Source organism: Marinobacter sp. 3-2, assembly GCF_003751355.1.
Taxonomy (GTDB): Bacteria; Pseudomonadota; Gammaproteobacteria; order Pseudomonadales; family Oleiphilaceae; genus Marinobacter; species Marinobacter adhaerens.
Map to the genome: position 1 here is coordinate 43,044 of NZ_RJUQ01000002.1, position 21,631 is coordinate 64,674.

Consider the following 21,631-nt stretch of genomic DNA (forward strand, 5'->3'; position numbering starts at 1 on the left):
TATGCTGACCAAAGACCGATTCTCGCCTCTGCCGCGCCATTGGCTCAGTATGGATGGGCCCAGCCCCTGGTGGCTGGCCAAGACGGCCCGCCGCACGATTCCAGTTTATCCACCGATCTTCCCGGGCCCTCCTCCCACCGCCGGTGCAGTCACAGCTGCGCTGAAGATCTACATCTCCTTGGTCGCCATGGCTGACGATGACAACCAACGGAAGAGGGTAGGGCGGTACGCTGTCAAAACGACTTATGAAGAGATTCAGCAGTACTTGAAACTTTCACGGGCAATGGTCAGAGAAGGATTGAAGCTGCTCGAACAGTGTCACGCCATCGAGCGAACCGGGCATAAGCCTCTGGTCTATAAGATCACCGGCCTGGATCGAAACACGGAAGAGGGCGCCAAAGGCTTTGTGAAGCTACCCAAAGGGCACCTCTACGGTAACCGAAGGCAATCAAGCACGCTCCCGATCACGTTGGCGAACTACCCGACACGTGGCGTAGATGCGATGAACGGGTTGGCGCTCTACCTTTTGTTGTTGTCAGTCGTTCAACGAGACAACAACGTGGCGATGATCTCCTATGAACGGATCAAGGAACGCACCGACATGTCATCGAAACAGATCCGCCAAGGCTTGGATCTCCTGGTGAACCACAACTTGATCAGCGTCCTGAGACTCAACAATGAAGAAACCTTTGAGGCGTTCGGGATGCCGGTACCCGAAACCGTCCTGCGAGGAACGCCTAACGCCTATCTGATTAAAGGCCTCAAGGGCCGGGAGTACAACCAGCGTGTAAACACGCTCGACGAGATGATCAAGCAACGCAGGGACATGGTGGTGCCGGCGGATTTTGATGAACCCGCCTGAGAAATTTCCGTACGGAAATTCCCATAACGAAAACCCAGGCCCCACGTCTCAAAACCTATATTTTTATATGCTTTTGAGGTAGGCTATCGATACTCAATGAGGCATGGAAGCCCGTTCACCGCAGTAAGGTCTCTCGGGTGCGTCACCTGCTCAGTGGTGAGCCTGGCCGGGGGCACCTGGCACCATTTATGATCGCCCACGACCCAGCCGGTCATTGTCTGGCTGCACAACCCTTAACATAGGCTTGCGGCGTTCCATAACAGCCACCACACCTTCGTCCTCGATCTTCGCGCCCACAATGTAGACGCCAGGCCCCAGCCGGTTATAGGGTTCCAGGATCATCGTACGCCACGACTCGATATCCAGCAGGACCGGAGACACATTTGGAAGCCTGCGTATCAACTCCCGGTCGGCCGTCCCAAGCCATTGGCTAATGACAATTTCACTGGACGTAACGATCCCCACCGGATCCATCGAGGCGTAGGCGGATAGGGTCGAGTAGTAAGTGTTGTGACGTCGACGGAATTCCAAGCTGTTCCCGAATACTGTATAAATAAACAGTATTACAGAAAAGCCAACCGGACGTCTATCGCTGGTCTTGCCGATCAGCGCCGCTTTCGTGGGCGCTCCTTCGTAGCCCCACAGTCCGCACACAGCCAGCTGTGAAGCGTTTCCGTCACAAAGCTGCTACCACAGGCAGGGCACTTGTTGGGGGTCTTCTCATCGCCTCGCACGGTTCACCTCGCCGTTAACCTGTCGGAACGAATCACCATACGGGATCACGCGCCAGGGACAAGCAGTCGGAAACCGGTCGTCAATGCCGTGCTGACTAAACCACTCATAGCATCCTGTCCCGATGACCGGGCCATAGTGCGCAACTCGTCACCGAAGGAAGCAGAGGGATCCACGGAAGAGGGGACGCATTTCAACAGCTCCAGGCCTTTCGCGGACAAGGTCACGTCGTCCACGAAAAATGGTCCACGAAACTGACCGGCCAACAGGTAGCCTGAATCAGCTAACCACCGGACCGAATTCAGCGCAAAGTACAGATCGTCATAGGTCACCGTGACTTGGTTTCCGTCTCCATCCCGGGCCGGGATCGGTTTCCCATCTATCTTTGGCTGTTTTTCGGCTTCTGAAAAGCGAAGGGCAAACAACTAGCGGCAATCAAGAGAACTCCTATACCCACCAGCAATTGACTGATTGTGTATCTGACGCCGAAGAAGGTGACAGCAACCGCACATACAGCGAACAGGATCACCGGAATCAGAAAAGCCAAACGGGCGGCGAAAGTATTCAGCGGTCCGTCAGCCAATAGGCTCTCTACCTGGCGCTTCTTCAAAAAATAGTCGCTCATACATTAATTCTCCCAATTTAACTCAGCGTCGGACTACCATCAAGAAGATCATCCTCTTCATTGACCTCAAGGCCCAGTACCCGCCCGACTCGCAACGTGATTCGTTTGGGGAACGCTTCATAGAGCACCGCCAAGGTCATGCCCACGGCTTGATTGAAGCGGGTTATATTTTCCGGCTCTGACATCATCTACTCCTGTTAACTGTCCGGGGAATACTGGATGGCTTTCGGGGCTGGTTCGTCAGTGACCCTCAGCATCAGGCCATTGTTGGCCACATCCAGGTTGGCCCTCCGGGCAGGGTCTTTTCCAACCATGGCCGCCGCCAAAACCTTTTCGACCTCATAAGCCCGTCGACCGTCGATATGCACGTCCGGGTGGCCAATTCCATTGCTTGCGCCGGCAGGATACCCGAGTAGCTGTTTTGCTGCCCGCATCAGCTGATCGATCTGGTCACAGCATTCCTCCGAGGCCATTGCCCGCTCTCCATCAGCGCTGGGGCGAGCCACTGGAATAACCCCCTGACGCACCAACTCAGCGACAATCTCCAGCTGGCCCAGACAGAGGCGAGTAAAGACATCAAGGCTCTCACAGACACCCTTGCCCTGATCGATACTGAGAGTGAGGTTAAGCCTGTCCATGGTTCCCTTCCTCGTTGTCTGCCGACTTCTGAGCCGACTGTCTGGCAGCTTGCTCAGCCTGGCGCCACAGCCACACAAAATCTTCCTTGGTTAGATGCCTTTGCGCCAATTCCACGAACGCCTGGCAGGCTTCAACTTCCTGGCCTCCGCGGCTTATCAGTGCTCTGGCCGCCCGGATCCGCTGGTTGACCTCACTCAGCGCCGCCCGGTAACGCTCTCGCTCAGTTTTAAGATGATGGAGTTTGCGGGTAGCCCTGTCCCGCCAATCCGCGTCTCGCCTCATTTCACCTCGATCGGCACTGAGCAGCTGCGCTTTGATTGAACGCTTGAATGAATCCAGCGTCTCAATCTTGTCAATCAGCCAGCATCGAAGCTGAGCATCATCCAGATTCTCAGGTAGGGACAGTTCACTGTTCATATCAAACGCCCTCCATGCTCGAAGCTTCCTTCGACAGTGCCCTGACCTCTTCTCGTGGCACTCTCACCCGGCAACCGCGGATATCAATCACCATAGTTCGTTTGTGAATCCGCTTAACGGTCCCACGGGTGCAACCAACCCTCACTGTTTCGCCACGACTCATTGAAACTTGCATCTTACTTACCTCGCTGTTGTGCGGTAATCCACGTATTCATAGTAGCGCCACGAACCTATAAAGTAAACATTTCGGTAAACTTATAAGATGGTGAGACCGGGATTTCTTTTTTGCAGCTCATCGATTACACGCTCTCTGGACATTTTTTCGCAAAAGGCGGTTGGCAAAGTGTCTGTCTGAAACAGGGCTTCAATCTCCCGCTTCAACTCACCGGAATAGCGCGCCATCCAATGACCCTCAACAAGCATCAGCTCAATCATTCTATGCTCCATATAGAATTATATGTATGCAATCATTATTACACAGCCATAGTTTGACTGAAACATTTACTCTGCTACTATAAATCCGCCACTCATGTTCGCCGGTGAAACGAAACGAGGCGACCTAAGTCGATAAGGAACAGTCATGCCGAAACCTTTCGCTCCAAAGCTCAAGAAAACCGCCGTTATCGCGGTTATGAACCGCAAAGGCGGCGTTGGTAAGACCAACACCGTTACCAACCTGGCCACCGAATTCCAGAATCGCGGATACCGCGTCACCATCGCCGATACCGAGAAGGATGGCGGGTGTGTGCATTGGCAAAGCCTGGCTGGCGAAGAGGCCAAAGTCCCCGTCATTGCCATGTATGATCCGATGATCAAGGTCAACATCAAGGCCTACTACGAAAGCAATGACATCATCCTGATCGATACCGCCGGGATCATCAGTGATGCCAATGCCGATGAGGACGGCAAGGCCAGCACCATCAACAGTAAGGTCATGGCCTTGGCTGATTATGTGGTTGTTCCTCTGACGCCATCGGCCGCTGATTTTCGGGCCACGGAAGTCTGCACAGAGAACCTGGAGAAAATTCAGGATTTCCGGGATGGGAAGCCCTATTTCCGGGTGCTGTTGACCAGTACCCGTGCTACGGAAGAGCTCACCCGGATGGCTCTTGAAATGTTCGGTGAGGACTATCAGTACCCCGTTTTTAAAACCACCATTCGGCGCTCCGAAGAATTCAAGAAAGCGTTTGCATTCGGCACGGGCGTCGTCGAGTCGGCCCGATCTTCGGCAGCGGCCGCCGACATCCGCGCTCTGGCCGATGAAATTCTCTCTGACTTTGAGGAGGGCCGGGCATGAGTACCGCTAAAAAAAACAAACTTTCCCAGGCCCTGAAGGGGGCTCAGAAGCCAAAACCCGACACCACCTCTGAAGCCAGGCCACAGGTTCGGGAAGCCGAAGGTGATTACGCCATGGTGCCGGTCTCTGCAATCGATCCGGACCCGAACCAGCCCCGGAAAACCTTCACTCAGGAATACATTGAGGGATTGGCTGAATCGCTGAAGCTTAACAAGCAGCGCCAGGCGATCACCCTTATTCGCAAGGCTGATGGCCGCTTCCAGATCAAGGAAGGTGAGAGGCGTTGGCGAGCCGCGCAGATTGCCGGCCTGGACTACCTCAAAGCCATCATCGAGGACGAAAAATCGGAAGGTCTGAGCCCCGCGGAAGAGGCCGAGAAACTGAGAGCTCAACGCGCCGAGAATACCGATCGCGAACCCCTGACGGTTTGGGAAGACATTGAGGCCTGCGCACGGTATGTGGAGCTGACTGGCAAGAGCCAGAAAGAGGCGGCGAAAGACCTGGTAATCAGCACCAGCAAGCTCAACAAGATGCTGAAGGTCTACAAGGGACCGGAACCCGTCCAGGAAACCGTCCGTCTCGGCGTTGCCACAAACCTGAACACGGTGGGCAGTCTGATTGAGATGTGGGAGATCTCTCAGGAAACCGCCGAAGCGGAAGTGAAGAAGATCCTCACCGATGGACAGCTTCCAGAGCGTTCCGAAGCGCTCTACGCGCAGAAGGCCAGGGACATGAAAGCCTCAGGATCCGCTGGCGCGGCAACCAAACAACCCAAGAAAGCGCCCAAGACCTCCAAAGCAAAACCGTCTGAGCCTTCCACAACCAAACCTCAAGGCATTTCGGACATGAAGGTTGTAGGGGAGGGCGTATTACAGATCACCGACAAGTCCGGGCAAGTTCAACGCTACCGCGTGACGAAAAGTTGGCAGAAACAGTGGGAAGCCTTGGGTGAAGCACTTTTTAATGACTGAGTTATGACCGATAACCAAGACAAAAAATCCCAAAGGGTAGGGGATGGCCGGGTGTTTTTCCGCTATCTCCTGGAGCACTTCGGCCCAAAGGAAAACCACAACGCAACGGCTCAGCGAGTACTCAGCATTGGCCAGGAAAAGTATGGCGCTGAGCGGGATTCACTGGCCGGTAAACACCTCCGCAGCTGGGCAGATGGCACTCGGATTGTCCCGAAATGGGCCTATTCCGCTGCGCTGGATCTGTGCCTGGAATCCGGTTTTGAGCCGGAAAGCGAGGATCAGGTCATTGCCTGCTGGAAAACCTGGCAGTCCGCTCAGCCAGAAAAGCCCTTGCCGGCTCTCATGTCAGAATTCCGGAGCGTCGTTCCGCTGACAGAGGAGCAGGAGAGCACCTTGACCGATTACCTGGGATTGACCCCATGAAGAACACATCCATTGTGCTGACTGAGCAACAGTTCGAGACGGCTGCCAGAAAGGCGAAGGTGTCGCCGGCTATTGCTGAGGGCGCCCGCCGCGTATTTGTCGACGGCGTACCGGCTGTGGACGTATTCGACCGGACAGCAGAAGGCGCAGAGGTGCAGTATCAGGCGCTGGCCAGGATCTACCGACAGGCGGTACCACCGACTAAACCCGGGCAGTACTCCGAAGCTGATGTGGACCTGGTCTCGAAACACTTCCGGTTTATGAAGTATTGGACGCTACTCGCGCTGAAAATGGTTCTGGTTGAAGGCTATCGAGCGGTCGAAGGTGCCGAACTGGTTGGAATCCGGAAGCAGCAAATGAGTGCCAGTATCCGGAGCTTTGAAGAGAAAGCGCTACAGCTCGGCCTGAACATCCCTGAAGGTATGGAGCAGGTACACTGCTTGTTACCTGTCGATTACGCTAAGCAGGTTCGGGAGCTGGAAGCGGCCGTCAGTCACAACCAGGTAACCAAGCGGCCCCAAAAACGACCTGTCTTTGCCGTGCTTAACACCACCGACGCCGAAAAGGTTGAGGCCTTTATCAGGGACCTTGATCGGGCTCATCCTCAGACCAGGTGAGTTTCCGTACGGAAACTCTCATGCCACTTTAGCCTGTCCGGCATTGATCCAATAATCCGGAGATAGCAGCTTCCTCCCGGGGCGTTGGCTGTAAATTATAGATTTTAACAACCCTTACGAACCGGGCGACATAGCCACACTGCCCTGAAGGCGGCAGCCACTGATCGGGCCCCTGGGCACCTTTACTCGCGTTCAGACTGGACTCAACCGGGAGCAGGTTAACCGGATCATTGGCGAACTTTTCACGTTTCGCCTGTGGCCATGAAGGGGCTCCTCGCTCCCATGCCCAATTCAAAGGCACTACATGATCGATCTGCACTTTCGATCCATCATGGATCACATTACCTGTGAATGGTGAAATCCAGCGACCGTAGATCACCCTGCAATCATCCCCGCCCGCAAAGCGAACTGGCACCGTGGATTGATCAATCAGCACTTCCATTCGAGTGTTCTGGCAGTCGCCATCTTCGTCGGCCCAACCATGGCCAAATCGATCCCTGCTGTACGCCAACGTGTTGACTTGGTCGCGACTGTAACTGCTGCCTCTGGGTAAACGGCCTCCTGATTGCAAACAATCCTGGACGGTTCCGAATCCCTTAAAGTGCTTCACGGTGTCGTAATACGGGCTTTCGGTCCCATGGCAAATGCCGGATCGAGACTTCTTGACTACATCGGCCGCCCCTAACAGCGGCAGGGCCGATAACAACAAGATCAACAGCAACCGGGCTGCCATCGTAATTGTCCTCCTTGATATCAGTTTGGGAGTAGGGCAGTTGCGTTATTTCTTGGCATTGCCCTTTTTCTCATCTGTCGTCGACGTCTTTGCAATCAGGGCGTCCAAATCCTTTTGAAGGGCGGCAGCCTGCGTCTCAGCCTGCACAGCTCTGCGCTCAGCTTCTTTCTCAGCTTTTCTGGATTCGTCCCGCTCTTCCTTCCGTTCTTCGGCTCTCCTCAGAGCAGCCTCTTCACGCTCCGCAATCGCAGACAGCTGGGCTTTCAGCTCAGACCGCGTGTCAACCAAGTTATCGTTGGTCCGTTTCAGGCCCTCAATGTCCTCCTGCTGTTTCTTGACCGTTTCCTTGAGGGAATCACGCTGCTCCCGGAGATCCTCTTTATCCGCTTCCAACGCCTTATTTCGGGCATTGAGGCTTTTCACCTCATTCTCGGCCGCTTCACGCTTACCCTTTTCCTGCTCCAGTTTCTCCGTGGTAACGGCAAGGTCTTTCTCCAGGCGCACCACTTGCTGACGAAGCTTCTCCACGTTCGTATTTGCTGCCTGGAGCTCGGCGGAAGTTTCGTTCAGCCGGGTCTCTCTATCAGTCAGCTGATCTTCAAGGTCATCCACTGTGGTTGCGGCATCAATCAACTCGGCTTCAGCACTTTCCTGCTGCTCCTTCGCCGACTTCATCACATCCGCCACGCGCCTTTCCGCCGTCTTCACAGCCCGGTTGTTCAGGTTGAGGGCCAGGGAGCGGACCTGCTCCAGGAAGGCCCCCGTCATTTCGTTCAGCGCCTCCTCAACCTCCACCGGAAGGTCCTGGACCGGCTCGCTTTCAACAACCTCCTGAGTCTGACGGTAATCCTCCCAGACCCGGACAAGGCGGGAAGGGTTGCCGCCTCCTACCTCTTTCCGTAGCGCAAAGCCTGTTACGCGGCGCCCCTCGCTCAGCAAGCGCTTGGCGGCCTCAATGATCTGTTCGTCTTCAAACTCGGCGGGGCGCATGGGGCAAACCTCATTATCAGTGGACTGTGCGAACAGTATAATGCATAATTAAGAAACAAACAAACGAACAAAGAAACAAATAAACAAATAAATAATATCGATGTGAGGAAGCGATGGCATCTACGGAAGTTACTGAGGACTACGACTTACACCACAAGGCAGGTGGCCGCATTGGGCGGGCGAAGATCCGGTTGAAAATTACAAGGGTGCCCGAATACAACGACTGGCGATTTGACGGGAAAGTGGTGGTGAATGGCCCGACCGGCAACGCACTTGGGTGGATTAAGGGCGAAGTAAGAACGGGCAAAGTGTGCCTCGTGGATGACTGGGTTTTCCCGATCAATCTGGAAGGGATGGGGTTGGCAACCTGGCTTCTGGATCGCTTGCGCGACCTGATTCCGGAAGAAGTCGGAGTAACGCCCTGGCTGAAGGGCACTCTTACCCCCGAAGATTCAAAGAAGTCGGACCGTGGCTTTGGCAAACGCAGAAACGATTTTTGGAAAAGACACCTGATCCTGGATGCGGACCCTGGTGCACATTACACACCGGATTCGAATGGACATGATGGATCGTTTCTCGTCCCCTGGCGCCGAAATGTGTTTGATCCCGATAAAGCTGGCTTTACTTACCGGAGGGTTTAGCCGGCTCGATTGTTCAGAATCATTCTTACTTACGACGGATGGGGTATAGGAAGAAAGGCTCCTCCATGACTGATAACCAGGGTTGCCTGCCAAGCGCATAGCGGAAGCTCAGAGATTGGTGGCAAAGGATTGTCTATATCATGCAGGGATCGATTCAGATAAAGTCTTAGCCACTGCTTGCGCAGATAACGGTCGTTTGTTGGACGCTTAAGGCTAACCCTCAAAATGTCGTTTTCAGAAGACGACCGCACCATCTGACTGGATGTAACGCCTGGTGTGCATACGGCTCCTGACAGCCCAATATCAGGAGTCGTCTGCACCAATCTCGACTATGCTCAATACTCGTGTGCACCAAAGCGAGGTTTGGGCATGACATCAGACACTCCACCGATTGCCGCGCAAGGCGTGGCCACCCTGCCCGACGAGGCATGGGCGCAAGCCCGGCACCGGACGGAAATCATCGGGCCACTGGCAGCGCTTGAGGTGGTCGGGCATGAAGCCGCCGATGAGGCAGCCCAAGCGCTGGGCCTGTCCCGGCGACAGGTATATGTCCTGATCCGTCGCGCCCGGCAGGGTACTGGCCTGGTAACAGACCTGACGCCCGGCCGATCCGGCGGCGGCAAAGGCAAGGGGCGCTTGCCGGAACCGGTCGAGCGCATCATCCGCGAGCTGCTGCAAAAGCGCTTCCTGACCAAGCAGAAACGCAGCCTGGCGGCGTTCCACCGCGAAGTCGCGCAGGCGTGCAAAACCCAGAAGCTGCCGGTGCCGGCGCGCAACACCGTGGCCCAGCGGATTGCCGGACTACACCCGGCGAAAATAGCCCGCAGCCGGGGCGGGCAGGACGCTGCCCGTCCCTTGCAAGGCGCGGGTGGCATTCCGCCCGAAGTCACCATGCCGCTGGAACAGGTGCAGATCGACCACACCGTCATCGACCTGATCGTGGTCGACGAGCGCGACCGGCAACCGATTGGCCGCCCATATTTGACCCTCGCCATCGACGTGTTCACGCGCTGCGTACTCGGCATGGTGGTCACGCTGGAAGCGCCGTCCGCCGTCTCGGTCGGCCTATGCCTCGCGCATGCCGCCTGCGACAAGCGGCCCTGGCTGGAAGGGCTGAATGTGGAAATGGACTGGCCGATGAGCGGCAAGCCCAGGCTGCTCTATCTGGACAACGCGGCCGAGTTCAAAAGCGAAGCGCTGCGCCGTGGCTGCGAACAGCATGGCATCCGGCTGGACTATCGCCCACCAGGCCAGCCGCACTACGGCGGCATCGTGGAACGGATCATCGGCACGGCGATGCAGATGATCCACGACGAATTACCGGGGACGACCTTCTCCAATCCCGGCCAGCGCGGCGAGTACGATTCCGAGAAGATGGCCACCCTGACGCTGCGCGAGCTGGAGCGCTGGCTCGCGTTGGCGGTAGGCACCTATCACGGCTCCGTGCACAACGGCCTGCTCCAGCCGCCGGCCGCGCGCTGGGCCGAGGCCGTGGAGCGCGTTGGCGTCCCGGCCGTCGTTACCCGCCCCACCGCGTTTTTGGTCGATTTCCTGCCGGTGATCCGCCGCACCCTGACCCGCACCGGCTTTGTCATCGACCACATCCACTACTACGCCGACGCCCTCAAGCCGTGGATTGCCCGGCGCGAGCGCTTGCCCGCCTTCCTGATCCGGCGCGATCCGCGCGACATCAGCCGCATCTGGGTACTGGAACCGGAAGGTCAGCACTATCTGGAGATCCACTACCGCACCTTGTCCCATCCGGCCGTCACCCTCTGGGAACAACGCCAGGCGCTGGCCAAATTGCGTCAGCTCGGGCGCGAGCAGGTGGACGAGTCGGCGCTGTTCCGCATGATCGGGCAGATGCGCGAGATCGTGACCACCGCCCAGAAGGCCACGCGCAAGGCGCGGCGCGACGCTGATCGCCGCCAGCACCTCAAGACGTCGGAGCCACCGGCCAAGCCCATACCGCCGGATGTGGACATGGCTGACCCGCAGGCAGACAACCTGCCGCCGGCCAAACCGTTCGATCAGATCGAGGAGTGGTAGCCGTGGACGAATATCCCGTCATTGACCTGTCCCACCTGCTGCCAGCGGCACAGGGTTTGGCCAGGCTGCCGGCAGACGAGCGCATCCAGCGCATTCGCGCCGACCGCTGGATCGGCTACCCGCGCGCGGTCGAGGCGCTGAACCGGCTGGAAACTCTGTATGCGTGGCCGAACAAGCAACGCATGCCAAACCTGCTGCTGGTCGGCCCCACCAACAACGGCAAGTCGATGATCGTCGAGAAATTCCGGCGGGCGCACCCGGTCGGCACCGACGCTGACCAAGAACATATCCCGGTGCTGGTCGTGCAGATGCCGTCAGAGCCATCGGTGATCCGCTTCTATGTCGCGCTGCTGGCTGCGATGGGCGCGCCGCTGCGCCCGCGCCCACGGCTGCCGGAAATGGAGCAACTGGCGCTGGCCCTGCTGCGCAAGGTCGGCGTGCGCATGCTGGTGATCGACGAACTGCACAATGTACTGGCTGGCAACAGCGTTAACCGGCGCGAGTTCCTCAACCTGCTGCGCTTCCTCGGCAACGAGCTGCGTATCCCCCTGGTCGGGGTCGGCACGCGCGAGGCGTACCTGGCCATCCGTTCGGACGATCAGTTGGAAAACCGCTTCGAGCCGATGCTGCTGCCGCCGTGGGAGGCCAATGAGGACTGCTGCTCGCTGCTGGCCAGCTTCGCGGCGTCACTCCCGCTACGGCGGCCATCCCCGATTGCCACGCTGGACATGGCCCGCTACCTGCTCACCCGGAGCGAAGGCACCATCGGCGAGCTTGCACATCTGCTGGTGGCGGCGGCCGTCGCCGCCGTGGAGAGTGGCGAGGAAGCGATCAACCACCGCACGCTCAGCATGGCCGACTACATCGGCCCCAGTGAGCGGCGGCGACAGTTCGAGCGGGAACTGATGTGAAGTCCGCGCCGCGCTGGCCGCTGCATCCGGCACCCAAGGAAGGCGAAGCCCTGTCCTCATGGCTCAACCGGGTCGCCGCCTGCTACCAGATGGACGTGCACGAGCTGCTGGCCCACGATCTTGGTCACAGCCAACTTGATGACCTGGATACCGCACCATCCTTGTCGTTGCTGACGGCGCTCTGCCAGCGCAGTGGCGTCGAGCTGGAGCGGTTGCGCAGCATGAGTCTTGCAGGCTGGGTGCCGTGGCTGCTCGACAGTCTCGACGATTCGGTACCAGCAGCCTTGGAAACCTATACATTCCAATGCGCGGTGCTCCTGCCCAAGCGCACCCGCAAGGTGCGGTCCATCACTCGCTGGCGTGCCTGGCTACCGAGCCAGACGATTCGCCGGGCGTGTCCGCAGTGTCTGAACGATCCAACGAATCAAGCTGTGCTACTCGTCTGGCAGCTCCCCTTGATGCTGAGCTGCCCGCAGCATGGCTGCTGGCTGGAGTCCTACTGGGGCATGCACGGCCGGTATCTTCAGTGGGAAATCGCCGATGCTGCGCCGCGCCCTGCCGATGACGCAATCGCCTGCATGGACCGGCGCACCTGGCAGGCGCTGACGACGGGTTTTGTGGAGCTGCCGCGTCGGCGTGTCCACGCCGGCTTGTGGTTCCGGCTGCTGCGCACCCTGCTTGATGAGCTGAACACGCCGCTCTCGCACTGCGGCAGTTGCTCGGCGAGCATCCGCCATGTCTGGGAGCGCTGCGGCCATCCGCTGCGCGCCGGGCAGAGTCTGTGGCGTCCCTACGAGATTCTGGCCCCGGCGGTGCAGTGGCAGATGCTGGAGGCGGCGGCCACCGCCATCACGCTGATCGAGTCAAAGGCGCTGATCCCGCGCGGGGAACAGGCCGCGCTGTTTCAGACGGAGCCGCACACTGGTTTCACCAACGGCCTGCCGGCGAAGGTGCCGAAGCCGGAACCCATCAACCACTGGCAACGAGCAGCCCAGGCCATCGATGAGGCCATCATTGAAGCGCGACACAACCCGGAGACGGCCCGCTTGCTGTTCACACTGGCGTCCTACGGGCGACGCGACCCCGAATCCCTGGAACGTTTGCGCGCCACGTTCACCAAGGAGGGCATCCCGCCGGAGTTTTTGTCACATTACGAGCCTGAATGGCCGTTTGCAGGTCTTAGACTAAATGACGGGTTAAGTGACAGTTTTTGACGGCGAGAACTTTCTGGCTCACACTGTCACATAATCGAACGTATATGTGACAGGTACGACATGCTGATAGGCTACATGCGGGTATCGAAGGCGGACGGCTCCCAGGCTACCGATTTGCAGCGCGACGCGCTGATTGCCGCCGGGGTCGATCCAGTACATCTTTACGAGGACCAGGCATCCGGCATGCGCGAGGATCGGCCCGGCTTGACGAGCTGCCTGAAGGCGTTGCGAACTGGCGACACACTGGTCGTGTGGAAACTGGATCGGCTCGGACGCGACCTGCGACATCTCATCAACACCGTGCACGACCTGACTGGGCGCGGCATCGGCTTGAAGGTATTAACCGGGCACGGCGCGGCCATCGACACCACGACCGCCGCCGGCAAGCTGGTCTTTGGCATCTTCGCCGCCCTGGCCGAGTTCGAGCGCGAGTTGATCGCGGAGCGCACGATTGCCGGCCTAGCCTCGGCCCGCGCGCGCGGGCGGAAAGGCGGCCGGCCGTTCAAGATGACCGCCGCCAAGCTGCGGCTGGCGATGGCGGCAATGGGTCAGCCAGAGACCAAGGTCGGCGACCTGTGCCAGGAACTTGGCGTCACGCGGCAGACCCTGTATCGGCATGTTTCACCCAAGGGTGAGCTACGTCCAGATGGCGAGAAGCTACTCAGCCGAATTTGATGCCGGCATGAGGCAACGTAGCGACAGCGTGGTTTGTCTCAATGGGAAGCGCTCATGATCGATCTTTGAAGGCCCGCAGCAGTCGTGTCACAGACAGGACGAACAAACCGGTCAGCGTGAGGGCTGCGATACCCCAGTACTCTCCGATGAACGCGCCGGCCGTCGTGCCGGCCAGCACAATGGCGAGAATCGGCAAATGGCAGGGACAGGTGAGCACGGCCAGCGCGCCCCACAGGTAGCCGGTGATCGGTTTGTGCGTCTCGGACGGCAAGCGCTCGGGGCTGTTCATGGCAGACTCTCCGCGTGCTGTGCCGGCTCGGTCGGCATGGTGGCCAACTGCACCTCCAGATCGGCCAACGCTTCGCGCCGACGCTCGACGAACTGGCGCAGAACGGCAAGCTGCGCGGCCGCTTCATCGCCGTCCGCAGCATCCAGCGCCCGGCACAGCCGCGCCAGCGCGTCCAGGCCGATGCCCGCCTCGAAGGCCGCCCGCACGAAGCACAGCCGTTGCAAGGCGGCATCATCGAACAGGCCATAGCCGCCCGGGGTGCACGCCACCGGACGCAGCAATCCGCGCAGCAGGTAGTCGCGCACGATATGCACGCTCACCCCGGCATCAAGGGCCAGCCGGGACACGGTGTAGGCGCTCATTGAAAACCTCCTTTTTTTATCCAGCGCAGCAGGAAAGCTGCTTCACGTCCTTGTTGAAGGTCTGCGCCGCAAGCTTCAACCCCTCGACCATTGTCAGGTAGGGGAACAACTGGTCGGCCAGTTCCTGCACCGTCATGCGGTTGCGGATGGCGAGCACCGCCGTCTGGATCAGTTCGCCCGCTTCCGGGGCCACCGCCTGCACGCCGATGAGCCGTCCGCTACCTTCCTCGATGACCAGCTTGATGAAGCCGCGTGTGTCGAAGTTGGCAAGCGCTCGCGGAACGTTGTCGAGTGTCAGCGTGCGACTGTCGGTCTCGATGCCATCGTGGTGCGCTTCCGCCTCGCTGTAGCCCACGGTGGCGACTTGCGGGTCGGTGAACACCACTGCCGGCATCGCGGTCAGATTGAGGGCTGCGTCGCCGCCGGTCATGTTGATCGCGGCACGGGTGCCGGCGGCCGCTGCCACGTAGACGAACTGCGGCTGGTCGGTGCAGTCGCCGGCCGCGTAGATGTTCGGGTTGCTCGTGCGCATGCCTTGGTCGATAACGATGGCCCCTTGCGCATTGACAGTGACCCCCGCCGCGTCCAGCGCGAGGCTGCGCGTATTCGGTGCCCGACCGGTGGCAACCAGCAACTTGTCAGCGCGCAATTCACCGTGTCCGGTGGTCAGCACGAATTCGCCGTTCACATGGGCGACCTGGCTGGCTTGCGTGTGCTCCAGCACCTCGATGCCCTCGGCGCGGAAAGCGGCTGTCACGGCCTCGCCGATGGCCGGGTCTTCCCGGAAGAACAAGGTGCTGCGTGCCAGGATCGTGACCTGGCTGCCGAGCCGGGCAAAGGCTTGCGCCAGTTCCAACGCCACCACCGACGAACCGATCACGGCCAGGCGTGCGGGAATGGTGTCGCTGACAAGCGCTTCGGTGGAAGTCCAGTAGGGTGACTCTTTCAGGCCCGGAATCGGCGGCACGGCCGGACTGGCACCGGTGGCGACCAGGCAGCGGTCGAACGTTACCTCGCGCTCGCCACCCTCGTTCAAACGGACGACCAGGCTCTGGTCGTCCTTGAAACGCGCTTCACCGTGCAAAACGGTGATGGCTGGATTGCCGTCCAGGATGCCTTCGTATTTGGCGTGCCGCAGTTCATCGACACGGGCCTGCTGCTGGGCCAGCAGTTTGCTGCGGTCAATCGCAGGCACAGTTGCCGCAATACCGCCGTCGAACGGACTTTCCCGGCGCAGATGGGCAATATGGGCAGCGCGGATCATGATCTTGGACGGCACACAGCCGATATTGACGCAGGTGCCGCCGATGGTGCCGCGTTCGATCAGCGTGACCGTCGCGCCTTGCTCGACGGCCTTCAGCGCCGCCGCCATCGCGGCCCCGCCGCTGCCAATGATGGCGATATGCAAACCGGCGCCCTCAAGTGCATCACGGATTTTTGGTTCATCTTTGAAATCACCAACCCGGATCGAGCCTTGATAACCCAATGCGGCGATGGCGGCCAGCAGTTGGTTGTGGCTCACGGCGGTGTCTGCCATGACTTGCGCGCGGCTTTCTGGATAGGACACCACAGCGGCATTCACGCCGGGAATCTTTTCCAAAGCATCTTTGACATGGGTGGCGCAGGATGTGCAGGTCATGCCATTCACGGTGATTTCGGTCATTTTTTTACTCCATTGAATTTCGGTGTGCAGCAGGCATCGGCTTGGCGTTTTCGTTGGATGGCGTAGATGGTCAAGCCGATGAAAATCGCCAGCGCAGGCAGCAGCACATAGTCCAGATAGCCGGTCAGCGCGGACAAGCCGACCACACCGAGCAAAATGACCAGAACAGGGGTGAAGCAACACAGCGCCACGAGGGTTGTGCCAATGATGCTGACCCGCAGCAGTGTCTTCGGGTCTTTCATGATCAGTTCTTGACTGATGATGGGTAGCCCGCATCCTCGGTAGCCTTGGTCAGTTTCTGCACGCTGGTCTTGGCATCATCGAAGGTGACCACCGCTTCGCGCGTCTCGAAGGTCACGTCAACTTTACTGACGCCATCGACCTTGGAAATCGCCTTCTTGACAGTGATCGGACAGGCCGAGCAGGTCATGCCCGGTACGGACAGCGTAACGGTCTGGGTGGCGGCCCACACGGGGGCAACAACGGCAGCGAGGGCAAGGGCGGAAAGCAGCTTTTTCATGGTGAACTCCTGTGATCAATAGAAAAATGGCACGACGTAGGGAAATCCGAGCGCGACCAAAACCAGCACGGCCACGCCCCAGAAAATGAGCTTGTAAGTAGCTCGCACTTGGGGAATCGCGCAAACCTCACCCGGTTTGCAGGCGGCTGACGGCCGGTAGATGCGCCGCCAGGCGAAGAACAACGCCACCAGCGCCACGCCGATAAAGATGGGGCGATAGGGTTCCAACACCGTCAAGTTGCCGATCCAAGCGCCGCTGAACCCCAAGGCGATCAGAACCAGCGGCCCGAGGCAGCAAGCCGAGGCGAGGATGGCGGCCAGCCCGCCAGTGAAGAGCGCGCCGCGCCCGTTTTGAGGTTCAGACATACGTTTGTCCTTTCGAATCTGAATTGGATAGCTTAAGCTTACTTCCGTAGTTATGTACGGAGTCAAGCGATATGGAAAACAATTTGGAGAACCTGACCATTGGCGTTTTCGCCAGGACGGCCGGGGTCAATGTGGAGACCATCCGGTTCTATCAGCGCAAGGGCTTGCTCCCGGAACCGGACAAGCCTTACGGCAGCATTCGCCGCTATGGCGAGACGGATGTAACGCGGGTGCGCTTCGTGAAATCAGCCCAGCGGTTGGGCTTCAGCCTGGATGAGATCGCCGAGCTGCTGCGGCTGGAGGATGGCACCCATTGCGAGGAAGCCAGCAGCCTGGCCGAGCACAAGCTCAAGGACGTGCGCGAGAGGATGGCTGACCTGGCGCGCATGGAGGCCGTGCTGTCTGATTTGGTGTGCGCCTGCCATGCGCGGAAGGGGAACGTTTCCTGCCCGCTGATTGCGTCACTGCAAGGGAAGAAAGAACCGCGCAGTGCGGACGCGGTGTAGCCCGAGGGAACTACGCCTTAGCGTGCTTTATTTTCCGTTTTCTGAGGCGACTCCAACGTCAGAAAAGACCGTGCGGTCGACTTTTGATATTTCGTGCTGTCGCCTTCTGAAAGTGACAGCGCGGCACGGGAATCAAGGCATTGCGATTCTCGAAAATAGTTCTTGAAATTCTATTCTTGATTGCATATCATCTCAACGAGTTTCGATAAGAAAGGATGCGCATGCGACCGTCTGTTGTGCTTGACATGAAGCGAAGCGCAGTGCGTGAAGCGGTAGGCCGCTTTCGCGCCGCGAACCCGCGCGTCTTCGGCTCGGTGCTGCATGGCACCGACCGGGATGGCAGCGACCTCGACCTGTTGGTCGATGCGCTGCCCGGTGCCACGTTGTTGGATTTGGGCGATTTGGAAGAAGAACTGAAATCGCTGCTCGGCGTTGACGTCGATCTGCTGACTCCCGGCGACCTGCCGCCGAAGTTCCGGGCCAAGGTGCTCGCGGAGGCGCAACCGATATGAGCGAGAACCGCCTGCCCGATTACCTCGACCACATTCAGCAGGCCGCAACCGATGCGCGCAGCTTCGTGGAAGGGATGGCCAAGGACGACTTCTTGGCCGACAAGCGCACCCAGCAGGCCGTCATCATGAGCCTGATCGTCATCGGCGAGGCGGCCACAAAGGTGATGGATGGCTACGTCGAGTTCACCCAGGCGCATGCCGACGTGCCGTGGCGCAGCATGCGCAATATGCGTAATCGCATGGCTCACGGCTATTTCGACATCAACCTCGATGTGGTGTGGGAGACGGTACAGGAATGGCTGCCGGCGTTGCTCCAGCAATTGCCCGCCGTGCGTCAGGATGCCGACGATGAAGACCGTAACGACAAAGGCATGGAGCCATGACCAATCAAGCCGCCGATGTTCGGCCCCTCTGGCGTGTTCGATCCCGCGACCTATGAGCCGCGCTCGGGCAAGACCTTCTGGATGGCCGCAACGGACGTGAGTTCGCTGGTGGGCAAGGAGGCAGCAGCCGACACGCTCATCGGCAACTGCACGACCGCACGACCAGCCTCCCGTTCAAATTCGAGTTAGAACTCATATCCAGCCTGTCTGGGGGCACTGTGAAAGAGGGATCTCCGATGACTGTTGAATCGAGAATATTTTCTGTAGCCGAGTATGTTCAGCCGTCCGAAGGCGAGCCTATTCGTTCCGTTGTGCTTGAAACCCGAGACTCAATTATCGTGGTTTGGCATGTCCATCCCGGGCAGGAAATTGCGGCTCACATTCATCCTCACGGCCAAGACACGTGGACTGTTTTGTCGGGAATGGCTGATTACTTTCAGGGCAATGGGATTGTTCGTGCCCTCAGGGAAGGTGAGATAGCCGTGGCAAGACCGGGCCAAGTGCACGGGGCGCGAAATACAGGTACCGAGCCATTTGTGTTCGTCTCGGTTGTGGCATCAGCCAATGCCGGTTTCGTATTGGCTGAGCGATAGAGCCCAATCTCTGGAGTTGGTCCAATGAGCGGTCGGGGAGATAGGTAACAGACATGCAGCGGACACGGCTGCTAAACCAGGTCGCAAACCTCCTTGCGTCGCAGCGTGCCGCAAGCGACGCGATCAATCGAATGGGGTCGGCATGAGACTGAACACCATCCAGTTCCCGACCGCGTAGCCGCCTGTCCTGCCGATCAGGTCTTGACCATCGACGCCTGGGATCAGTCCTGAATGTTCTTGGAGACCACTACGTTATGAGCCGCAGCCGCCGCAAAACACCCATCGTCGGGCACACGACCTGCGGCAGCGAGCGCGAGGACAAGAAGCTCTGGCATCAGCGCTGGCGCACCCGTGAGCGCACGGCGCTGACCAGCGCGTCGCCCGAAGCCCTGAGCGCCCATCTGCCCCTGCTGGAAAACCAGGCCAGCAGCGTCTGGTCGATGGGCAAGGATGGCCGCTCCTACTGGCCCGTCAAGCGCCAGGCCGCCACGGCGGATCGCATCGCCAATCACAAGGGACGCAACCCGCAAGAACGCGCCTCCCTGAAAAAGCGCCTGCTGCGCAAGTGGATGAGCAAATGAAGCTCTCCTTCCATCAGCACATTGCGCTGTTCTGGATGATCGGTGCTCCGGGCGTCTTCGCGCCCGTGATCGAGAACGCCAAGCGGCCCGATGCCGGCGCCGTCATGGCGTGGGGTGTCGCGATCGTGGCGGTGATGATCCTCTTCACCCCTTTGCTGCTGCGCTGTCCACCATTCCGGCGCTGGTATGGCCGGACGGATGCGCTGTCGGAGCGGCAGCGCCAGGCGCTTGCCGAGCGCGGCCTGCGCCGCTACTACCAGACCGCTTTCGATGACGGCTACGTGCCCCGCGTGATGCCCTACGTGTGGCGCATCATCTGGACGGTCGGCGGGTTGATGGCTGTGACCGCCGTACTGCCTACCAACACCGGACGGCCAGCCTTCGATGCCTTGGTGGTCTTCTCGACCTGGTATCCGATAGGCGTGATGCTGCTGGTTTTCGCGTCGAGGCCCCTTGGCCGGTTGATTCGCCAAAGAGCACAGGAGCGGCGGAAATGAGCACGTCAACCATCGAGGCGCTGGCCAGCGCCTGGGCAAGGATTGCCGAGGAAGCGGAATTCCCCGCTGACTACGAGGGGACTGCCACACCACAAGCGCATCGGGCTAGCGAAGCTATTCAGGAGCAGATTCGGGAGCGCATCGTCGCCACCAACGACATGCGGCTGTTCAGCCTGCTGCACCTGCTGGGTCAGGCGTCGCTGCGCATGGAGCAAGCGCTGTGGCCGGAGGATTACGAGCGGATGACGCGCGAGGTTGAGGAAGCCCTGCGGCAAGCCACCGACGCCAACGCCAGATCGTACACCCACGAAGAAGTGATGCAGGCGATGCAGGAACGCATCGACCGGGCGCGAGACAAGCCATGTTGATTGGCTATGCGCGCGTCTCGACGCAGGATCAGAACCTGGAGCTGCAACGCGAAGCCTTGAGCAAGGCCGGATGTAAAAAGGTCTTCGAGGACAAGGTGAGTGGCACGCGGGCAGACCGGCCTGGCTTGGCCAAGACGCTCGAAATGCTGCGCGAAGGCGATACTTTGGTCGTCTGGAAGCTCGACCGGCTGGGCCGGTCGGTCAAGCAACTGGTCGATCTGGTCGGCGATCTGCACAAGCACGGTGTCCAGTTCAGGAGCCTCACCGACTCCATCGACACCGGCACACCATCCGGGCGGTTCTTCTTCCACGTCATGGCGAGCCTTGCCGAAATGGAGCGCGAGCTGACCGTCGAGCGCACCCGCGCCGGGCTGGAAGTCGCCAAGCAGCTCGGCCGCAAAGGCGGCCGCAAGCCGAAGATGACCGACAGCAAGATCGAGTCGGCCAAGAAGCTGCTGGCCAGCGGGGTGCCGCCCAAGGACGTGGCCAAGAACCTCGGCGTGTCCATTCCGACGCTGTACCGCTGGGTGCCAGCCTCCACGCACGCTTAGCGTGCTTTATTGCCAGATCGTACACCCACGAAGAAGTGATGCAGGCGATGCAGGAACGCATCGACCGGGCGCGAGACAAGCCATGTTGATTGGCTATGCGCGCGTCTCGACGCAGGATCAGAACCTGGAGCTGCAACGCGAAGCCTTGAGCAAGGCCGGATGTAAAAAGGTCTTCGAGGACAAGGTGAGTGGCACGCGGGCAGACCGGCCTGGCTTGGCCAAGACGCTCGAAATGCTGCGCGAAGGCGATACTTTGGTCGTCTGGAAGCTCGACCGGCTGGGCCGGTCGGTCAAGCAACTGGTCGATCTGGTCGGCGATCTGCACAAGCACGGTGTCCAGTTCAGGAGCCTCACCGACTCCATCGACACCGGCACACCATCCGGGCGGTTCTTCTTCCACGTCATGGCGAGCCTTGCCGAAATGGAGCGCGAGCTGACCGTCGAGCGCACCCGCGCCGGGCTGGAAGTCGCCAAGCAGCTCGGCCGCAAAGGCGGCCGCAAGCCGAAGATGACCGACAGCAAGATCGAGTCGGCCAAGAAGCTGCTGGCCAGCGGGGTGCCGCCCAAGGACGTGGCCAAGAACCTCGGCGTGTCCATTCCGACGCTGTACCGCTGGGTGCCAGCCTCCACGCACGCTTAGCGTG

The 21,631-nt window shown here is 59.4% G+C and carries 33 protein-coding genes; 19 read left to right on the top strand and 14 right to left on the bottom strand.

Annotated features, from left to right (window positions below):
• Nucleotide 1 precedes the first annotated feature (1 nt).
• Complete coding sequence (locus tag EDB94_RS01040; protein WP_108019811.1) at nt 2-862, top strand: hypothetical protein; 861 nt, start codon at nt 2-4, stop codon at nt 860-862.
• 186 nt (nt 863-1,048) lie between these two features.
• Here EDB94_RS01040 and EDB94_RS01045 read toward each other — a convergent pair whose 3' ends face one another.
• From EDB94_RS01045 to EDB94_RS01070, 6 genes are all read right to left on the bottom strand, one after another.
• The gene (locus tag EDB94_RS01045) at nt 1,049-1,393 is read right to left on the bottom strand and encodes a hypothetical protein (RefSeq protein WP_226538208.1); all 345 of its coding nucleotides are present in this window, start codon (nt 1,391-1,393) and stop codon (nt 1,049-1,051) included.
• 580 nt (nt 1,394-1,973) lie between these two features.
• Nucleotides 1,974-2,219 (bottom strand): hypothetical protein, encoded by a 246-nt coding sequence (locus EDB94_RS01055; RefSeq protein ID WP_108019814.1) that lies wholly within the window; start codon nt 2,217-2,219, stop codon nt 1,974-1,976.
• A 17-nt stretch (nt 2,220-2,236) separates the two neighbouring features.
• Entirely contained in the window at nt 2,237-2,404 is a 168-nt protein-coding gene (locus EDB94_RS20665; protein WP_181259087.1) for a hypothetical protein, read from the bottom strand.
• A gap of 12 nt (nt 2,405-2,416) precedes the next feature.
• Nucleotides 2,417-2,857: a hypothetical protein gene (locus EDB94_RS01060; RefSeq protein WP_108019816.1), complete on the bottom strand. Its 441-nt coding sequence runs from the start codon at nt 2,855-2,857 to the stop codon at nt 2,417-2,419.
• The gene (locus tag EDB94_RS01065) at nt 2,844-3,275 is read right to left on the bottom strand and encodes a hypothetical protein (RefSeq protein ID WP_108019818.1); all 432 of its coding nucleotides are present in this window, start codon (nt 3,273-3,275) and stop codon (nt 2,844-2,846) included. Before EDB94_RS01065 ends, EDB94_RS01060 begins: the two co-directional genes overlap by 14 nt.
• A gap of 255 nt (nt 3,276-3,530) precedes the next feature.
• Entirely contained in the window at nt 3,531-3,710 is a 180-nt protein-coding gene (locus EDB94_RS01070) for a hypothetical protein (RefSeq protein ID WP_108019820.1), read from the bottom strand.
• Between the two features lie 145 nt (nt 3,711-3,855).
• Here EDB94_RS01070 and EDB94_RS01075 point away from each other — a divergent pair, with 145 nt between their 5' ends.
• Genes EDB94_RS01075 through EDB94_RS01090 form a run of 4 tightly spaced genes read left to right on the top strand, consistent with a single transcriptional unit; the run spans nt 3,856 to nt 6,583 of the window.
• A complete protein-coding gene (locus EDB94_RS01075; protein ID WP_062786849.1) occupies nt 3,856-4,572 on the top strand; it encodes an AAA family ATPase in 717 nt (238 codons plus the stop codon).
• Nucleotides 4,569-5,543, top strand: a complete 975-nt coding sequence (locus EDB94_RS01080; protein ID WP_108019822.1) for a ParB/RepB/Spo0J family partition protein — start codon at nt 4,569-4,571, stop codon at nt 5,541-5,543. Before EDB94_RS01075 ends, EDB94_RS01080 begins: the two co-directional genes overlap by 4 nt.
• Before the next feature lie 3 nt (nt 5,544-5,546).
• On the top strand, nt 5,547-5,966 hold the full coding sequence (locus tag EDB94_RS01085; RefSeq protein WP_108019824.1) for a hypothetical protein: 420 nt from the start codon (nt 5,547-5,549) through the stop codon (nt 5,964-5,966).
• Nucleotides 5,963-6,583 carry a hypothetical protein gene (locus EDB94_RS01090; protein ID WP_108019826.1) on the top strand — a complete coding sequence of 207 codons (621 nt, stop codon included), beginning with the start codon at nt 5,963-5,965 and terminating at the stop codon, nt 6,581-6,583. Before EDB94_RS01085 ends, EDB94_RS01090 begins: the two co-directional genes overlap by 4 nt.
• A 28-nt stretch (nt 6,584-6,611) precedes the next feature.
• On the opposite strand, the gene EDB94_RS01095 is transcribed toward EDB94_RS01090, so the two are convergent.
• Nucleotides 6,612-7,316: an HNH endonuclease family protein gene (locus tag EDB94_RS01095; RefSeq protein ID WP_062786859.1), complete on the bottom strand. Its 705-nt coding sequence runs from the start codon at nt 7,314-7,316 to the stop codon at nt 6,612-6,614.
• Between the two features lie 45 nt (nt 7,317-7,361).
• On the bottom strand, nt 7,362-8,306 hold the full coding sequence (locus EDB94_RS01100) for a DNA-binding protein (RefSeq protein WP_062786862.1): 945 nt from the start codon (nt 8,304-8,306) through the stop codon (nt 7,362-7,364).
• 113 nt (nt 8,307-8,419) lie between these two features.
• Here EDB94_RS01100 and EDB94_RS01105 point away from each other — a divergent pair, with 113 nt between their 5' ends.
• The 5 genes from EDB94_RS01105 to EDB94_RS01125 all read left to right on the top strand — a co-directional run bounded on the left by EDB94_RS01105 (nt 8,420) and on the right by EDB94_RS01125 (nt 13,796).
• A complete protein-coding gene (locus tag EDB94_RS01105) occupies nt 8,420-8,947 on the top strand; it encodes a hypothetical protein (RefSeq protein WP_108019829.1) in 528 nt (175 codons plus the stop codon).
• A gap of 369 nt (nt 8,948-9,316) precedes the next feature.
• Nucleotides 9,317-10,996, top strand: a complete 1,680-nt coding sequence (locus EDB94_RS01110; protein ID WP_003465068.1) for a Mu transposase C-terminal domain-containing protein — start codon at nt 9,317-9,319, stop codon at nt 10,994-10,996.
• Between the two features lie 2 nt (nt 10,997-10,998).
• Nucleotides 10,999-11,907 carry a TniB family NTP-binding protein gene (locus EDB94_RS01115; protein ID WP_003465065.1) on the top strand — a complete coding sequence of 303 codons (909 nt, stop codon included), beginning with the start codon at nt 10,999-11,001 and terminating at the stop codon, nt 11,905-11,907.
• Nucleotides 11,904-13,121, top strand: coding sequence for a TniQ family protein (locus EDB94_RS01120; RefSeq protein WP_054471483.1), 1,218 nt, complete (start codon nt 11,904-11,906; stop codon nt 13,119-13,121). Before EDB94_RS01115 ends, EDB94_RS01120 begins: the two co-directional genes overlap by 4 nt.
• 60 nt (nt 13,122-13,181) lie before the next feature.
• On the top strand, nt 13,182-13,796 hold the full coding sequence (locus EDB94_RS01125) for a recombinase family protein (RefSeq protein WP_000904941.1): 615 nt from the start codon (nt 13,182-13,184) through the stop codon (nt 13,794-13,796).
• A 52-nt stretch (nt 13,797-13,848) separates the two neighbouring features.
• Here EDB94_RS01125 and merE read toward each other — a convergent pair whose 3' ends face one another.
• The 6 genes from merE to merT are packed head-to-tail and all read right to left on the bottom strand — an operon-like array spanning nt 13,849 to nt 16,996.
• Entirely contained in the window at nt 13,849-14,085 is a 237-nt protein-coding gene (gene merE, locus EDB94_RS01130; protein WP_001087809.1) for a broad-spectrum mercury transporter MerE, read from the bottom strand.
• Entirely contained in the window at nt 14,082-14,447 is a 366-nt protein-coding gene (gene merD, locus EDB94_RS01135) for a mercury resistance co-regulator MerD (protein ID WP_003465059.1), read from the bottom strand. Before merD ends, merE begins: the two co-directional genes overlap by 4 nt.
• A gap of 16 nt (nt 14,448-14,463) precedes the next feature.
• Complete coding sequence (merA, locus tag EDB94_RS01140; protein ID WP_000136268.1) at nt 14,464-16,110, bottom strand: mercury(II) reductase; 1,647 nt, start codon at nt 16,108-16,110, stop codon at nt 14,464-14,466.
• Nucleotides 16,107-16,352: a mercury resistance system transport protein MerF gene (merF, locus tag EDB94_RS01145; protein WP_000654684.1), complete on the bottom strand. Its 246-nt coding sequence runs from the start codon at nt 16,350-16,352 to the stop codon at nt 16,107-16,109. Before merF ends, merA begins: the two co-directional genes overlap by 4 nt.
• A gap of 2 nt (nt 16,353-16,354) precedes the next feature.
• On the bottom strand, nt 16,355-16,630 hold the full coding sequence (gene merP, locus EDB94_RS01150) for a mercury resistance system periplasmic binding protein MerP (RefSeq protein ID WP_000735441.1): 276 nt from the start codon (nt 16,628-16,630) through the stop codon (nt 16,355-16,357).
• A gap of 15 nt (nt 16,631-16,645) precedes the next feature.
• Nucleotides 16,646-16,996, bottom strand: coding sequence for a mercuric ion transporter MerT (merT, locus tag EDB94_RS01155; protein WP_001294667.1), 351 nt, complete (start codon nt 16,994-16,996; stop codon nt 16,646-16,648).
• A 71-nt stretch (nt 16,997-17,067) separates the two neighbouring features.
• On the opposite strand from merT, the gene merR reads away from it, so the two are divergent.
• The 9 genes from merR (at nt 17,068) to EDB94_RS01205 (ending at nt 21,627) form a co-directional block, all read left to right on the top strand.
• Nucleotides 17,068-17,502: an Hg(II)-responsive transcriptional regulator gene (merR, locus tag EDB94_RS01160; RefSeq protein WP_000429838.1), complete on the top strand. Its 435-nt coding sequence runs from the start codon at nt 17,068-17,070 to the stop codon at nt 17,500-17,502.
• 221 nt (nt 17,503-17,723) lie between these two features.
• Complete coding sequence (locus tag EDB94_RS01170) at nt 17,724-18,014, top strand: nucleotidyltransferase family protein (protein ID WP_001247892.1); 291 nt, start codon at nt 17,724-17,726, stop codon at nt 18,012-18,014.
• A complete protein-coding gene (locus EDB94_RS01175; protein WP_003100872.1) occupies nt 18,011-18,397 on the top strand; it encodes a DUF86 domain-containing protein in 387 nt (128 codons plus the stop codon). Before EDB94_RS01170 ends, EDB94_RS01175 begins: the two co-directional genes overlap by 4 nt.
• Nucleotides 18,398-18,633: 236 nt before the next feature.
• Nucleotides 18,634-18,990: a cupin domain-containing protein gene (locus EDB94_RS01180; protein ID WP_003465043.1), complete on the top strand. Its 357-nt coding sequence runs from the start codon at nt 18,634-18,636 to the stop codon at nt 18,988-18,990.
• A gap of 254 nt (nt 18,991-19,244) precedes the next feature.
• Complete coding sequence (locus EDB94_RS01185; protein ID WP_003100858.1) at nt 19,245-19,571, top strand: hypothetical protein; 327 nt, start codon at nt 19,245-19,247, stop codon at nt 19,569-19,571.
• On the top strand, nt 19,568-20,068 hold the full coding sequence (locus EDB94_RS01190; RefSeq protein ID WP_003100856.1) for a hypothetical protein: 501 nt from the start codon (nt 19,568-19,570) through the stop codon (nt 20,066-20,068). Before EDB94_RS01185 ends, EDB94_RS01190 begins: the two co-directional genes overlap by 4 nt.
• Nucleotides 20,065-20,436 (top strand): hypothetical protein, encoded by a 372-nt coding sequence (locus EDB94_RS01195; RefSeq protein ID WP_003100853.1) that lies wholly within the window; start codon nt 20,065-20,067, stop codon nt 20,434-20,436. The genes EDB94_RS01190 and EDB94_RS01195 overlap by 4 nt, the downstream gene beginning before the upstream one ends.
• Entirely contained in the window at nt 20,430-20,987 is a 558-nt protein-coding gene (locus EDB94_RS01200) for a recombinase family protein (RefSeq protein ID WP_003100847.1), read from the top strand. Before EDB94_RS01195 ends, EDB94_RS01200 begins: the two co-directional genes overlap by 7 nt.
• 82 nt (nt 20,988-21,069) lie before the next feature.
• Nucleotides 21,070-21,627 carry a recombinase family protein gene (locus EDB94_RS01205; RefSeq protein ID WP_003100847.1) on the top strand — a complete coding sequence of 186 codons (558 nt, stop codon included), beginning with the start codon at nt 21,070-21,072 and terminating at the stop codon, nt 21,625-21,627.
• Nucleotides 21,628-21,631 lie beyond the last annotated feature (4 nt).

Excerpts from the sequence above, each read along its gene's own strand:
- EDB94_RS01040 (WP_108019811.1), top strand. The coding sequence starts at position 2 with ATGCTGACCAAAGACCGATTCTCGCCTCTGCCGCGCCATTGGCTCAGT.
- EDB94_RS01055 (WP_108019814.1), bottom strand. The coding sequence starts at position 2,219 with ATGAGCGACTATTTTTTGAAGAAGCGCCAGGTAGAGAGCCTATTGGCT.
- EDB94_RS20665 (WP_181259087.1), bottom strand. The coding sequence starts at position 2,404 with ATGTCAGAGCCGGAAAATATAACCCGCTTCAATCAAGCCGTGGGCATG.
- EDB94_RS01060 (WP_108019816.1), bottom strand. The coding sequence starts at position 2,857 with ATGGACAGGCTTAACCTCACTCTCAGTATCGATCAGGGCAAGGGTGTC.
- EDB94_RS01065 (WP_108019818.1), bottom strand. The coding sequence starts at position 3,275 with ATGAACAGTGAACTGTCCCTACCTGAGAATCTGGATGATGCTCAGCTT.
- EDB94_RS01070 (WP_108019820.1), bottom strand. The coding sequence starts at position 3,710 with ATGATTGAGCTGATGCTTGTTGAGGGTCATTGGATGGCGCGCTATTCC.
- EDB94_RS01075 (WP_062786849.1), top strand. The coding sequence starts at position 3,856 with ATGCCGAAACCTTTCGCTCCAAAGCTCAAGAAAACCGCCGTTATCGCG.
- EDB94_RS01080 (WP_108019822.1), top strand. The coding sequence starts at position 4,569 with ATGAGTACCGCTAAAAAAAACAAACTTTCCCAGGCCCTGAAGGGGGCT.
- EDB94_RS01085 (WP_108019824.1), top strand. The coding sequence starts at position 5,547 with ATGACCGATAACCAAGACAAAAAATCCCAAAGGGTAGGGGATGGCCGG.
- EDB94_RS01090 (WP_108019826.1), top strand. The coding sequence starts at position 5,963 with ATGAAGAACACATCCATTGTGCTGACTGAGCAACAGTTCGAGACGGCT.
- EDB94_RS01095 (WP_062786859.1), bottom strand. The coding sequence starts at position 7,316 with ATGGCAGCCCGGTTGCTGTTGATCTTGTTGTTATCGGCCCTGCCGCTG.
- EDB94_RS01100 (WP_062786862.1), bottom strand. The coding sequence starts at position 8,306 with ATGCGCCCCGCCGAGTTTGAAGACGAACAGATCATTGAGGCCGCCAAG.
- EDB94_RS01105 (WP_108019829.1), top strand. The coding sequence starts at position 8,420 with ATGGCATCTACGGAAGTTACTGAGGACTACGACTTACACCACAAGGCA.
- EDB94_RS01110 (WP_003465068.1), top strand. The coding sequence starts at position 9,317 with ATGACATCAGACACTCCACCGATTGCCGCGCAAGGCGTGGCCACCCTG.
- EDB94_RS01125 (WP_000904941.1), top strand. The coding sequence starts at position 13,182 with ATGCTGATAGGCTACATGCGGGTATCGAAGGCGGACGGCTCCCAGGCT.
- merE (WP_001087809.1), bottom strand. The coding sequence starts at position 14,085 with ATGAACAGCCCCGAGCGCTTGCCGTCCGAGACGCACAAACCGATCACC.
- merD (WP_003465059.1), bottom strand. The coding sequence starts at position 14,447 with ATGAGCGCCTACACCGTGTCCCGGCTGGCCCTTGATGCCGGGGTGAGC.
- merA (WP_000136268.1), bottom strand. The coding sequence starts at position 16,110 with ATGACCGAAATCACCGTGAATGGCATGACCTGCACATCCTGCGCCACC.
- merF (WP_000654684.1), bottom strand. The coding sequence starts at position 16,352 with ATGAAAGACCCGAAGACACTGCTGCGGGTCAGCATCATTGGCACAACC.
- merP (WP_000735441.1), bottom strand. The coding sequence starts at position 16,630 with ATGAAAAAGCTGCTTTCCGCCCTTGCCCTCGCTGCCGTTGTTGCCCCC.
- merT (WP_001294667.1), bottom strand. The coding sequence starts at position 16,996 with ATGTCTGAACCTCAAAACGGGCGCGGCGCGCTCTTCACTGGCGGGCTG.
- merR (WP_000429838.1), top strand. The coding sequence starts at position 17,068 with ATGGAAAACAATTTGGAGAACCTGACCATTGGCGTTTTCGCCAGGACG.
- EDB94_RS01170 (WP_001247892.1), top strand. The coding sequence starts at position 17,724 with ATGCGACCGTCTGTTGTGCTTGACATGAAGCGAAGCGCAGTGCGTGAA.
- EDB94_RS01175 (WP_003100872.1), top strand. The coding sequence starts at position 18,011 with ATGAGCGAGAACCGCCTGCCCGATTACCTCGACCACATTCAGCAGGCC.
- EDB94_RS01180 (WP_003465043.1), top strand. The coding sequence starts at position 18,634 with ATGACTGTTGAATCGAGAATATTTTCTGTAGCCGAGTATGTTCAGCCG.
- EDB94_RS01185 (WP_003100858.1), top strand. The coding sequence starts at position 19,245 with ATGAGCCGCAGCCGCCGCAAAACACCCATCGTCGGGCACACGACCTGC.
- EDB94_RS01190 (WP_003100856.1), top strand. The coding sequence starts at position 19,568 with ATGAAGCTCTCCTTCCATCAGCACATTGCGCTGTTCTGGATGATCGGT.
- EDB94_RS01195 (WP_003100853.1), top strand. The coding sequence starts at position 20,065 with ATGAGCACGTCAACCATCGAGGCGCTGGCCAGCGCCTGGGCAAGGATT.
- EDB94_RS01200 (WP_003100847.1), top strand. The coding sequence starts at position 20,430 with ATGTTGATTGGCTATGCGCGCGTCTCGACGCAGGATCAGAACCTGGAG.
- EDB94_RS01205 (WP_003100847.1), top strand. The coding sequence starts at position 21,070 with ATGTTGATTGGCTATGCGCGCGTCTCGACGCAGGATCAGAACCTGGAG.